Raw genomic sequence first — 12,748 nt, forward strand, 5'->3', positions numbered from 1 at the left:
TTAACTACTTCGAGGGCGTTTCGGATGACACAGCCGGTGCGACAGCCGGCGTCGGCGCCGGTGCGACAGCCGGCGTCGGCGCCGGCGCGGTCGCCGTGGCGGCCGGCGCGGCATCATCATCGGCATAGGCGGCGCGGATGCTTTTCGCGTCGGCCGGCTCGTCCTTGGACGCTTTCAGGGCCTTGCGCGAGGATTCGCCATCGAACACCTGGCCCTGGCGGCGCTGCAGGAAACCGTCGCGGATGAATTCGTAACGGTCGAGTGCGGCTTCTTCCATCAGGTTCGAGGCGTCCAGGATGTTGGCGCGCCCATCGATCACACGCAGCGCGGTGCCGATGTTGCGGGTCGAGGATGGATCGACGTAAGACCAGCCGTTGGCGGCCATGTCGACCGGCAAACCGCTGGTGTCGCGCACGGTGGACGGGCCCAGCAGCGGCAGCATCAGGTACGGGCCGCTTGGCACGCCCCAGTAGCCGAGGGTCTGGCCGAAATCTTCATTGTGCTTTTTCAAGCCCGCTTCGGAAGCGATGTCGAACAGGCCGCCGATGCCGAAGGTCGAGTTGAGGGCAACGCGGGTCCAGTCGGACATGCCTTGTTCGCCCTTGCCTTGCATCAAGTTATTCGCGCCGGTCCAGACATCGGACAGGTTGCCGAAGAAATTGTTCACGCCGGTCTGCATGAAGCTCGGCACGACTTTCTTGTAGGCGGTGGCGGCCGGTTTCAGCGCAGCCTGGTCGATCGCGTCGTTGAACTTGAACACCGTGCGATTGAATGGCTCGAGCGGGTCGCGCGGATTGTTGGTGGCGCAACCGCTCAGGGTGGCAATGGCCACCAGGGCGGCAGCGCTGACGCGCCAGTTCAGGGCGCGGTTCGGCTTCGGTAATGTCATTGCTCTATTCCTTTCCGTCAGCCGCCTTGCTGTAGATGAACTGATTGATCAGGTCTTCCAGCACGGTGGCAGATTGGGTACTGTTAATCCGGTCACCATTGACCAGCTTGTTGGCATCGTCGCTGCCTGCTTGAATACCGATGTACTGTTCACCGAGCAGGCCCGCCGTCAGGATTTTCAAAGAGCTATCTTTGGGAAAGTTATAGCCCGTCTCAAGTTCCAAGGTTACCAGCGCCTGATAAGTTTTGTCATCAAACTTGATATCGCCCACGCGCCCCACCACCACGCCGGCGCTCTTCACCGGCGCCTGCGGCTTGAGGCCGCCGATATTGTCGAACTTGCCCGTGACCAGGTAAGTCTTGCCGAAGGACAATGTGCTCATATTCCCGGCCTTGAGGGCCAGAAACAGCAGCGCTGCCAGACCCAGCAGAACAAACAGGCCGACCCAGACGTCGATGGATTTACGTTGCATGTGATTTCCTAACTCTTGTTATGCGGCTGCGTTGCGCCAGTTTCATGTATTTAGTTAAACATCATCGCGGTCATCACGAAGTCCAGACCCCAGACGGTCAGCGACGCGATCACGACGGTACGGGTGGTGGCGCGCGACACGTCTTCCGGCGTCGGCTGGGCATGGTAGCCCTGGAACAGCGCGGTGAAGGTGACGGCGATGCCGAACACGAAGCTCTTGATGATGCCGTTGACGACGTCGTGCTGCACATCCACGTTCGCTTGCATCTGCGACCAGAAGGCGCCTTCATCGACGCCGATCAGCTGCACGCCGACCAGATAGCCGCCCACCACGCCGACGGCGCTGAAGATGGTGCCGAGGATCGGCATCGCAATGACGCCAGCCCAGAAACGCGGTGCCAGCACGCGCTGGATCGGGTTAATCGCCATCATTTCCATGGCCGAGAGCTGCTCGCCGGCTTTCATCAGGCCGATTTGCGCGGTCAGCGAGGTACCGGCGCGGCCGGCGAACAGCAGGGCGGTGACGACCGGCCCCAGTTCGCGCACCAGCGCCAGCGCGACCACCTGGCCGAGCTTCTGTTCGGCGCCGTAAGGCGTGAGGGTGATGTAACCCTGCAAGCCGAGCACCATGCCGACGAACAAGCCGGAGACGATGATGATCACCAGCGAATAGTTGCCGATGAAATGGATCTGTTCGGAAATCAGGCCAGGACGGCGCAGTGCGCCCGGAGTCACGCCGAGCAGGGTGAAAAACGAGCGCGTCGCAAAACCGACGCTGGCGATATTTTCGCGCACGGCACGGCCGACGGAAGCGAGCATATTAACGATCACGTGCGTTCCCCCAGGCCGAGGTCCTCGGCCAGCGACTTGCCCGGGTAATGGAAGGGTACCGGGCCATCCGGCGCGGCGTTGACGAATTGCTTGACGTAAGGGTCTTCCGAGACGCGCATGTCGGCCGGCGTACCCTGGGCAACAATCTTCCCGGCGGACATGAAGTACACATAATCGGCGATCGCAAAGCATTCGTGCACATCGTGCGACACCAGGATCGAGGTGGAGCCGAGCGCATCGTTGAGCCTGCGGATCAGGTTGGCGGTGACGCCCATCGAGATCGGGTCGAGGCCGGCGAAGGGTTCGTCGTACATGATCAGTTCCGGGTCGAGCGCGACGGCGCGGGCAACCGCCACGCGGCGCGCCATACCGCCGGAAATCTCGGCCGGTTTGAGCTTGGCGGCATTGCGCAGGCCGACCGCGTTGAGCTTCATGAGCACCAGGTCGCGGATCAGTTCCTCGGGCAGGTCGGTGTGTTCGCGCAGCGGGAAGGCGACGTTTTCGAACACGCTCAGGTCGGTAAACAGCGCGCCGAACTGGAACAGCATGCCCATCTTGCGGCGCAGGCGGTACAGGCCGTCGGTATCGAGCTGGTGGACGGTTTCGCCGGCGACAGTGACCGTGCCCTTTTGCGGGCGGATCTGCCCGCCGATCAGGCGCAGCACCGTGGTCTTGCCGCAGCCGGAGCCGCCCATGACGGCCACGACCTTTCCGCGTGGGAAGTCCATCCGGAGGTTCGACAAGATCGAACGGTCACCGTAAGAAAAATGTAGATCGCGGATTTCGACAAGATTAGGCACGGCGCTGTTCATATTTGGGAATGCCGTATTGTAGTGCAGAAAGGGCAATCTCTGCTGACGCCCCCCCGATCGATCATGGGTGCGCGAGGTGAGAATACAACACTACTGAACGGCGGGTCAGATATTTCCGTGCGTAAGTGCTTGTTTTTGTTGGGATTGCAGTGCAGAGGGGATTGGTACGAAGGCGAACTTCTTTCCATTATTCAACAATGCGTTTATGTAACTTTACATTACTTCATGCATATAAGGGCAGCGAAATCGGTCAAAAAAGAGACACATTTACCGCTTGCTTACGAGCCGTCGTTCCTGCCAGTGGCAGGAACGACGGGGTAGTGGCAAGCGGCTAGCGCGGCAGGACCGATTCGCCCATCAGGAATTCATCGACGGCGCGCGCGCACTGGCGGCCTTCGCGGATTGCCCACACCACCAGGGACTGGCCGCGCCGCATGTCGCCGGCCACGAACACCTTCGGCACCGACGTGGCATAGCAGCCGTCGCCATCGGTGGTGGCCTTGGCGTTGCCACGCGCATCTTTTTCAACGCCGAAGGCATCGAGCACCTGTTGCACCGGCGAGACAAAGCCCATGGCCAGCAACACCAGGTCGGCTTTCATCTCGAATTCGGAATTCGGCACTTCGATCATCTTGCCGTCTTTCCACTCCACGCGGCAGGCGATCAGCTTGTCGACCTTGCCGCCCTTGCCTTCGAAGCGCTTGGTGGCCACCGCCCAGTCGCGCTCGCACCCTTCTTCGTGCGAGGACGAGGTGCGCAGCTTGGTCGGCCAGTAAGGCCAGACCAGCGGCTTGTTTTCCTGCTCGGGCGGCTGGGGCATCAGTTCGAACTGGGCCACCGACAGCGCTCCGTGACGGTTCGAGGTGCCGACACAGTCGGAACCCGTGTCGCCCCCGCCGATCACGACCACATTCTTGCCGCTCGCCTTGATCTGGTCCTTGAGCTTGTCGCCGGCGTTGACCTTGTTTTGCAGCGGCAGGAAGTCCATTGCGAAATGCACGCCCTTGAGCTCGCGCCCTGGTACCGGCAAGTCGCGCGGCTGTTCGGCGCCGCCGGCCATGATGATGGCGTCGAAGTCTTTTTCCAGGTCTTCCGGGAAAATCGTTTCCTTGGCCCAGTTATTCACCGTGGCCGGGAAGTCCTTGCCGACCAGCACACTGGTGCGGAAAGTCACGCCTTCGGCTTCCATCTGCTTGACGCGCAGGTCGATGTGGGTCTTTTCCATTTTGAAATCGGGAATGCCGTAGCGCAGCAGGCCGCCGATGCGGTCGCTCTTCTCGAACACGGTGACGGCGTGGCCGACGCGCGCCAGTTGCTGCGCCGCCGCCAGGCCGGCCGGACCGGAACCGATGATGGCCACTTTCTTGCCGGTCAGCTTTTCCGGCGGCTGCGGCACCACCCAGCCGTGCTCCCAGCCGGTGTCGATGATCTTGTGTTCGATCGACTTGATGCCGACCGGATCGCTGATGATGCCCAGGGTACAGGCCGACTCGCACGGCGCAGGACAGACGCGGCCGGTGAACTCGGGGAAGTTATTGGTCGAATGCAGGTTTTCCAGCGCGGCGCGGTAGTTGCCGTGAAAAACCAGATCGTTCCAGTCGGGGATGATGTTATTCACGGGACAGCCACTGTTGCAGAACGGGATGCCGCAATCCATGCAGCGCGCCGCCTGCACTTTCGCTTGCGGATCGCTCAGGTGCAGCACGAATTCCTTGTAGTTCTTGACGCGCGCGCCGGGCTCGAGATACCCCTCGTCCTGACGCTTGAATTCCATGAAGCCGGTAATTTTACCCACGATGTTTTTCCTTGTATTCAGTAGGGCGCGGGCAGCGGGTGCCCGCGCGGGCCGTCTTAAGCGACGCTCTTATGCCGCAATCTTGGCGACCGCATCGATCTTGTCGTTCGCTTCTTCCATGCTGCTGTTGTGCAGTTCTTCCAGCGCCCGTTTGTACTCGGTCGGAAACACTTTGACGAACTTGGCGCGTCCGGTCGCCCAGTCGTCCAGCAGGTTGCGCGCACGGGTCGAACCCGTGTGCTTGAAGTGGCGTTCGATCAGGCGCTTGAGGATGGCTTCATCCGACTCGCGGTCGCTGCCGCGGCTCTGGCTGTGCCAGCCGGCGCGGTCGGTCTGTTCCTTGGTGCTGAGCACGCGCTCCAGGTTGACCATGGCGGTGTTGCATTTCTTCTCGAAGTCGCCCAGCGGATCGTAGACATAGGCCACGCCGCCCGACATGCCCGCCGCAAAGTTGCGGCCCGTCGCACCCAGCACCACGACCGTGCCACCGGTCATGTATTCGCAGCCGTGGTCGCCGCAGCCTTCGACAATCGCGGTGGCGCCGGAGTTGCGCACGGCAAAGCGTTCGCCCGCCACGCCATTAAAGAAGGCTTCGCCGGCAATCGCGCCGTACAGCACTGTGTTGCCGACGATGATGTTGTCGACCGCCCAGCCGCGGAACTCGGTATTGGGACGCACGATGATGCGTCCGCCCGACAAGCCCTTGCCGACGTAATCGTTGCCCTCACCCACCAGATCCAGGGTGATGCCGGCCGCCAGGAAGGCGGCGGCGGACTGGCCGGCCGTGCCTTGCAGCTGGATGTGGATGGTGTCGTCCGGCAAACCGGCGTGGCCGTAGCGCTTGGCCACTTCGCCCGACAGCATGGTGCCGACGGTACGGTTGACGTTGCGCACCGGCGAGATAAAGGAAACGCGCTCGCCTTTTTCCAGCGCCGCCTTGGCCTGGGCGATGAGCTTGTGATCAAGCGCTTTTTCCAGGCCGTGATCCTGCTCTTCGACCTGGCGCACTGCGCCGCCCACCGGCACCACCGGCTGATAGAAAATGTTGGAGAAATCCAGGCCACGGGCTTTCCAGTGGCTGATGGCTTTCGATTTGTCGAGCAGGTCGACCCGGCCGATCAGTTCGTCGTAGCTGCGGATGCCGAGCTGGGCCATCAGCTGGCGCGCTTCTTCGGCGACGAAGAAGAAATAGTTGACCACGTACTCAGGTTTGCCCGAGAACTTGGCGCGCAGAATAGGATCTTGCGTCGCAACACCGACCGGGCAGGTGTTCAGGTGGCATTTGCGCATCATGATGCAACCTTCGACCACCAGCGGCGCCGTGGCGAAGCCGATCTCGTCGGCGCCCAGCATGGCGGCGATGACCACATCGCGTCCGGTTTTCATCTGGCCGTCGGCCTGCACGCGGATACGGCTGCGCAAGCCATTGAGCACCAGCGTTTGCTGGGTTTCGGCCAGGCCCAGTTCCCACGGCGTGCCGGCGTGCTTGACCGACGACAATGGCGATGCGCCCGTGCCGCCGTCATGGCCAGCGACCACTACGTGATCGGCCTTGGCCTTGGTCACGCCCGCGGCCACCGTGCCGATGCCCACTTCCGAGACCAGCTTGACCGAGATCGAAGCGCGCGGATTGGCATTCTTGAGGTCGTGAATCAATTGCGCCAGATCTTCGATCGAGTAAATATCGTGGTGCGGCGGTGGCGAAATGAGGCCCACGCCCGGCACCGAGAAGCGCAGGCTGGCGATGTATTCGGTCACCTTGTGGCCCGGCAGCTGGCCGCCTTCGCCAGGTTTTGCACCCTGCGCCATCTTGATCTGGATCTGGTCGGCCGAGTTCAGGTACTCGGCGGTGACGCCGAAGCGGCCCGAAGCGACTTGCTTGATGCGCGAACGCAGGGAATCGCCTTCTTGCAAAGGAATATCGACCACCACGTTCTGTTCGCCGATGACGGAGGCCATCGTTTCGCCCTGCTTGATCTTGATGCCTTTCAATTCCTTGGTGTAGCGGAACGGATCTTCGCCGCCTTCGCCCGTGTTCGACTTGCCGCCGATGCGGTTCAGGGCAATGGCCAGGGTGGCGTGGGCTTCCGTGCTGATCGAGCCCATCGACATGGCGCCGGTGGCGAAGCGCTTGACGATTTCCTTGGCCGGTTCGACTTCATCGAGCGGAATGGCCTTGGTCGGATCGAGTTTGAACTCGAACAGGCCGCGCAGTGTCAAATGACGGCGGCTCTGGTCATTGATGATTTGTGCGTACTCCTTGTAGCTCGAGAAATTGTTGCTACGGGTGGAGTGCTGCAGCTTGGCGATCGCATCCGGCGTCCACATGTGCTCTTCACCGCGCACGCGGAAGGCGTATTCGCCGCCGGCGTCGAGGGCGTCGAGCAACAGCGGGTCGTTGCCAAAGGCCAGGGTGTGCAGGCGCAGGGCTTCCTCGGCCACCTCGAACACGCCGATGCCTTCGACGTTCGACGACGTGCCCTTGAAGTACTTGTCGACCAGCGACTTGTTCAGGCCGATGACTTCGAAGATTTGCGCGCCGCAGTAGGACATGTAGGTCGAGATGCCCATCTTGGACATCACCTTCATCAAGCCCTTGCCGACGGCCTTGGTGTAGTTATAGATGGCGGTGTCGCCGGACATCTCGCCGGTCATGCCCTGGGCCATTTCGACCAGGGTTTCCATGGCCAGGTACGGGTGCACGGCTTCGGCGCCGTAGCCGGCCAGCAGGGCGAAGTGGTGGGTTTCGCGGGCCGAGCCGGTTTCCACGACCAGGCCGGTGGAGGCGCGCAGGCCGCGTCCGACCAGGTGCTGGTGCACGGTGGAGGTAGCCAGCAGGGCCGGAATGGCGACCTGTTCGGCCGAGACGGCGCGGTCGGACACGATCAGGATGTTGTGGCCGGACTTGACCGCGTCCACGGCTTCCGCGCACAGCGAGGCGAGCGAGGCTTCGATGCCTTCCTTGCCCCAGGCGACCGGGTAGCAAATGTTCAGCTCATACGACTTGAACTTGCCGCCGGTGTGGGCGCTGATGTTGCGCAGGCGCGCCATGTCGTCGAAACCGAGCACCGGCTGCGACACTTCGAGGCGCATCGGCGGGTTGACGTTGTTGGTATCGAGCAAGTTCGGCTTGGGTCCGATAAACGACACCAGCGACATGACCATGGCTTCGCGGATCGGGTCGATCGGCGGGTTGGTTACTTGCGCGAACAGTTGCTTGAAATAGTTGTACAGGGGTTTGAGCTTGTTGGACATGACCGCCAGCGGCGAATCGTTGCCCATCGAACCGGTGGCTTCTTCGCCCAGCACGGCCATTGGCGCCATCAGGAATTTCAAGTCTTCCTGGGTGTAGCCGAAGGCTTGCTGACGGTCGAGCACGGAGGCCGGGGCTTTTTCGCCCTGGGCCGCTGCGCCAGGATGGGCGCCATCCTTGGCGCGGTTCTGGCCGAGCTGGCTTTCCTTGAGCTTGATCTCGTTGAGCTTGATGCGCACCGAGTTGATCCACGCCTTGTAGGGCTTGGCGTTGGCGTAGGTGTCTTTCAGTTCCTTGTCATCGATGATGCGGCCCGCTTCCAGGTCGATCAGGAACATCTTGCCCGGCTGCAGGCGCCATTTCTGGATGATTTTCGATTCCGGAATCGGCAGCACGCCCGATTCGGACGCCATCACGACCAGGTCGTCGTCGGTGACGATATACCGGGCAGGCCGCAATCCGTTCCTGTCCAGGGTGCCGCCGATGTGGCGCCCGTCGGTGAAGGCCATGGCGGCCGGGCCGTCCCACGGTTCCATCATCGCGGCGTGGTATTCGTAGAAGGCGCGGCGGTTGTCGTCCATCATCGTATGATTTTCCCAGGCTTCCGGGATCATCATCATCATGGCCTGGGCGATCGGGTAGCCGGCCATGATCAGCAGTTCGAGGGCGTTGTCGAAGCAGGCGGTGTCGGACTGGCCTTCATAAATCAGCGGGAACAGCTTTTGCAGGTCTTCGCCCAGCACGGCCGACTTCATCACGCCTTCGCGCGCGCGCATCCAGTTGAAGTTGCCTTTGACGGTGTTGATCTCGCCATTGTGGGCGATCAGGCGGTACGGGTGGGCCAGCGGCCATTCCGGGAACGTGTTGGTCGAGAAACGCTGGTGCACCAGCGCCAGCGCCGAGATGCAGCGCGGGTCTTGCAAGTCCTTGTAATAGACACCGACCTGGTCGGCCAGCAGCAAGCCCTTGTAGACGATGGTGCGCGCCGACATCGATGGGACGAAGAATTCTTTGCCGTGGAGCAGTTTCAGCGCCTGGATCGCGTGCCCGGACGACTTGCGGATCACGTAGAGTTTGCGCTCGAGCGCGTCGGTGACCATGATGTCCGGGCCGCGGCCGATGAAGATCTGGCGGATCACGGGTTCCTTGCCGCGCACGGTAGGCGACATCGGCATGGTGTCGTCGAGCGGCACATTGCGCCAGCCGAGCACGACCTGGCCTTCGATGCGCACGGCGCGTTCAATTTCTTGCTCGCAAGCGATGCGGGATGCATTTTCTTTCGGCAGGAACACCATGCCGACCCCGTATTCGCCCGGCGGAGGCAGTTCCACGCCCTGTTTCGCCATCTCGTCGCGGAAATACTGGTCCGGAATCTGGATCAGGATGCCGGCACCGTCGCCCATCAGCTTGTCGGCGCCGACGGCGCCCCGGTGATCGAGGTTCTTCAGGATCAACAAGCCCTGCTCGATGATGGAGTGGCTCTTGTTGCCCTTGATGTGGGCGATGAAACCGACGCCGCAGGCATCGTGTTCATTGGACGGATCGTACAAACCTTGGGCAATCATGCGCATTCTCCACAGCTTTTGAAAGTCGAAGACCAAGATTAGTGCAATGCAGCAGAATCGGCAATAGGATTAATTAGGGTCAGAGTCGAATTATTTGCGCCAGCGTCGCTCCGAAAATTAAATAGGGACACAGTGATGAGCTTTTCTGGTTTATGCGTTCCGCTTAGCTGGAACAACGGTTTTCGCCGTTTCTGGCAGGCGAAAAAAAACGCCCATCGGGCGTTTCAGGAGGCCGGAGCCTTGATCTTGAACGGTCGTCCCCGCTTGGCAGGCAGTACCTGCCGTTTGGCGCGGTGTTGCAATTCTGTCTTAAAGGCATCGGAACCGAGCGGCCAGCCCTTGAGCACGGCGGCGTTGATCTGGTCCAGCTGCTCGCGCGTGAGGGCCGGCCGGCTCAGTTCGATGTACGCGGCTTCGCGCTGGAAGGGGGTGTTGCCCAGTGCCCAGTAGAGCGCGTGGTCGGTAATGACGCTGTCGGGCTGGGCGCCGGCGTGGTGGGCGTAGCTCGACCAGGGGTAATTCACGGGATCGGACACCAGCTCGCTGCGCACCGGGTTGTGTTCTATATAGCGGCTGCAGAACAGGAAATAGGCGGCGGCATCGATCAGCGAGGTTTTGAAGCGCCCCTGGAACAGGCTGCCGCTGCGGCCGTACTTGGCGTTGAACCAGGGAACGTAATAGCGGCCGACCCGCTGCATGGTTTGCGCCAGGCCTTCCACCGTCGAGGGGGAGGCCAGCAGGTGCAGGTGGTTGGGCATCAGCACGTAGGCGTGGATGGCGACCTTGAATTCCCTGGCGCTTTCCTTCAGCCAGCCGAGGAAGCGCTGGTAATCCTCGCTGTCGCGAAAAATCAGCTGGCGGTCGTTGCCGTGCTGGATGATGTGGTGCGGCTGGTTGGGGAGAACGAGACGGGGAAGGCGGGCCATGGCGGTATGATAAAGGGACGGACCGCGGCATTTTACTGAATTATCATGACTCTGTCCCTGATTAAAAACAGGCTCATGATTATCAGGGGTGGCTATGTCCCCATTTTATGAGGAGACATGCTGAGTTCCAGAGTTCCCGCTCATCTCCAACAGCAGTTCGGTAGGAATCTTCATTGACGCTTTTTTCCAGCAAGAATACGGGAAGCCTGTTTTCGCCCGTTCCGTGAGCGATGTAACCGGTTACGCGAGCGTGAAACCGGCGGACAGGCTGTAGCCTTCGCCGTAGGCGCTGCGCAGCGGCAAATCCTGCCCGAGGCCTGAACGGGCTTTCTTGCGCAGGCGATAAACCAGCATGTCGACCCGGCGGCTGGCGTCGGGATCGTCGCCGCCCATGCCGGCCACGATCACCTGGCGCGGCACGGGACGCGTGTTGAGCGTGAGCAGGTGCAGGAAATTGCACTCTTTTTCGGTCAGGTCGATCACCGCCCCCATCAGTTCGAGCTGGCGCGCACTGACGCGCAAGGTCCACTTGCTCGGCAGCTGAGCCGCCGGCTCGGGCGGACGCACGCGCCGGTCCAGCGCCTCGATATGGGCGGCCAGTTCCGGAAACTTGATCGGCTTGGTCAGGTAATGGTCCGCGCCCAGGCGCAGGCCGAGAATGCGGTTGTCAAAGGCGACGCGGCCGGTCAGCACCAGCAAGCCGATTTCCGGATACAGCTGGCGCATGCGTGGAATGACATTGAAACCATCTTCATCGGGCAGGCCGAGATCGAGCACGACCACGGCGGTCGGAACCTTGGTCAGGGCGGCCCACATCTCGGCGGCGGTGGTCGCGACCATCACTTCATGGTTGAGCTCCGTCAGGAACTCCGCCATATCGCCGGCATAGTCGCCGTTGTCCTCAACAATCAATATCTGCGTCATGGGTTGGCCATTTTATTCATTTCATTACCCCGTGCATCGTTTCCTTATTTGCGCGCGGCGCCTTCCCTTGTCTATTGATTAGCGGAATTATCACTGCTGCACCCTTCTGGCGCAACTCTTTTCCCCGCAGCGCGTTGTACGGGCAGCCAGATTTTGAACAAGGCGCCTGATGGTGCCACATTTTGAACGCCGATGGTTCCCCCATGTACCTCGATCACGGACCGCGCCATATACAGCCCCAAACCGGACCCTTGGCCCACTGCGTTACTTCCACGAAATGCCTTGCCGAAAATCGCGCCGGTCTCCGAGTCGGGCACGCCCTCGCCGTGATCGCGCACCGATAGTTCGATGCCGTCCGCGGTACCGTGACCGGCCAGGATGACCGGCTGCCCGGGCGGCGAATATTGCAACGCGTTATCCACCAGCACTTTCAACGCCAGGCGCAAGCCGTTTGGCTGAGCCCGGATCGAGGGCGGCAAGCCGCTGCACTCGACCTGCGCACTGCCGCCCGCCGCGACGATTCGGGCCGCCGCTTCGCGCAGCAGCAGTTCCGGCACAACCGTGTCGGGCGGGCGCGTACCGCCGATCTCGTCCATGCGTTCTGGCGACAGGTACTCGTCGAGCATGCCGATCAGTCGATCCACGGCCGCCTGGATCTTGCGGTAACGCAGGCGGGTCGGCTCGTCAGCCTGGGTTCCGGTCGCTTCGAGGCGCTGGATGGCGCCGTCGATGGTCGACAAGGGCGTACGGAATTCATGGTTCAGCATGCTGGCGAAGCGGCGCTGCTGTTCTGCACGTTCCCGCTCGGCACTGGTATCGATCAGCACGCCGACCAGGGCGCTGGGCTTGCCGTCGGCATCCGTCAACAAAGTGGAGCGCACGTCGAGCGGGACCGTGCTGCCATCCGGACGCACCTGCTCAAAGTGGCGCAACAGCGCGCGCCGGCTTTGATCGCCTGCCGCAAAACGGGCCAGACGCTCGGGCAAGCCCGTGCACAAGGCGGCCAGCGGCGACGCCGCATCGTGGCCGGAAAGTTGCCTGATGAAATCTCTAGGCGCATATCCCAGCATGTCACGCACGGACGGGCTGATGTACGACAGCGTGCCCGATGCACAGTCCACGATCCAGGCGACGTCGCCACGCAACTCGGCGATGGCACGAAACTGTTCCATGAGCACAATGTCGCCGGAAGTCACGATTCCCTTGCTTCCCTCACCGCCACCGATATTCATGGAACGCTTTCTTTACCTGTTCAAAACCAATACTCCGCTAGTATATCGCC

9 protein-coding genes are annotated in these 12,748 nt (G+C 61.6%); all 9 read right to left on the reverse strand.

Annotated elements, in window-relative coordinates:
- Window positions 1-4: 4 nt before the first annotated feature.
- The 9 genes from CR152_RS00980 to CR152_RS01020 all read right to left on the reverse strand — a co-directional run bounded on the left by CR152_RS00980 (window position 5) and on the right by CR152_RS01020 (window position 12,698).
- Window positions 5-889 carry an MlaA family lipoprotein gene (locus CR152_RS00980; RefSeq protein WP_099872986.1) on the reverse strand — a complete coding sequence of 295 codons (885 nt, stop codon included), beginning with the start codon at window positions 887-889 and terminating at the stop codon, window positions 5-7.
- 4 nt (window positions 890-893) lie between these two features.
- Window positions 894-1,361: an outer membrane lipid asymmetry maintenance protein MlaD gene (gene mlaD, locus CR152_RS00985; protein ID WP_099872988.1), complete on the reverse strand. Its 468-nt coding sequence runs from the start codon at window positions 1,359-1,361 to the stop codon at window positions 894-896.
- Between the two features lie 50 nt (window positions 1,362-1,411).
- Window positions 1,412-2,179 carry a lipid asymmetry maintenance ABC transporter permease subunit MlaE gene (gene mlaE / locus CR152_RS00990; RefSeq protein WP_370663842.1) on the reverse strand — a complete coding sequence of 256 codons (768 nt, stop codon included), beginning with the start codon at window positions 2,177-2,179 and terminating at the stop codon, window positions 1,412-1,414.
- Window positions 2,180-2,187: 8 nt separating this feature from the next.
- A complete protein-coding gene (locus CR152_RS00995) occupies window positions 2,188-2,991 on the reverse strand; it encodes an ABC transporter ATP-binding protein (protein ID WP_099881872.1) in 804 nt (267 codons plus the stop codon).
- Between the two features lie 343 nt (window positions 2,992-3,334).
- Window positions 3,335-4,798: a glutamate synthase subunit beta gene (locus CR152_RS01000; RefSeq protein WP_099872993.1), complete on the reverse strand. Its 1,464-nt coding sequence runs from the start codon at window positions 4,796-4,798 to the stop codon at window positions 3,335-3,337.
- A 69-nt stretch (window positions 4,799-4,867) separates the two neighbouring features.
- Window positions 4,868-9,616: a glutamate synthase-related protein gene (locus CR152_RS01005; protein ID WP_099881874.1), complete on the reverse strand. Its 4,749-nt coding sequence runs from the start codon at window positions 9,614-9,616 to the stop codon at window positions 4,868-4,870.
- 224 nt (window positions 9,617-9,840) lie between these two features.
- Window positions 9,841-10,542, reverse strand: a complete 702-nt coding sequence (locus tag CR152_RS01010) for a transposase (RefSeq protein ID WP_099872995.1) — start codon at window positions 10,540-10,542, stop codon at window positions 9,841-9,843.
- Window positions 10,543-10,782: 240 nt separating this feature from the next.
- Complete coding sequence (locus CR152_RS01015) at window positions 10,783-11,466, reverse strand: response regulator transcription factor (RefSeq protein ID WP_099872997.1); 684 nt, start codon at window positions 11,464-11,466, stop codon at window positions 10,783-10,785.
- A 71-nt stretch (window positions 11,467-11,537) separates the two neighbouring features.
- Window positions 11,538-12,698, reverse strand: a complete 1,161-nt coding sequence (locus CR152_RS01020; protein WP_229413237.1) for a PAS domain-containing sensor histidine kinase — start codon at window positions 12,696-12,698, stop codon at window positions 11,538-11,540.
- Window positions 12,699-12,748: the final 50 nt, after the last annotated feature.

It is taken from the genome of Massilia violaceinigra (genome assembly GCF_002752675.1).
GTDB classification, from domain to species: domain Bacteria; phylum Pseudomonadota; class Gammaproteobacteria; order Burkholderiales; family Burkholderiaceae_D; genus Telluria_A; species Telluria_A violaceinigra.

Coding starts and splice junctions, on each gene's coding strand:
- CR152_RS01020 (WP_229413237.1), bottom strand. CDS start 12,698: ATGAATATCGGTGGCGGTGAGGGAAGCAAGGGAATCGTGACTTCCGGC.
- CR152_RS01015 (WP_099872997.1), bottom strand. CDS start 11,466: ATGACGCAGATATTGATTGTTGAGGACAACGGCGACTATGCCGGCGAT.
- CR152_RS00980 (WP_099872986.1), bottom strand. CDS start 889: ATGACATTACCGAAGCCGAACCGCGCCCTGAACTGGCGCGTCAGCGCT.
- mlaD (WP_099872988.1), bottom strand. CDS start 1,361: ATGCAACGTAAATCCATCGACGTCTGGGTCGGCCTGTTTGTTCTGCTG.
- mlaE (WP_370663842.1), bottom strand. CDS start 2,179: ATGCTCGCTTCCGTCGGCCGTGCCGTGCGCGAAAATATCGCCAGCGTC.
- CR152_RS01010 (WP_099872995.1), bottom strand. CDS start 10,542: ATGGCCCGCCTTCCCCGTCTCGTTCTCCCCAACCAGCCGCACCACATC.
- CR152_RS01005 (WP_099881874.1), bottom strand. CDS start 9,616: ATGATTGCCCAAGGTTTGTACGATCCGTCCAATGAACACGATGCCTGC.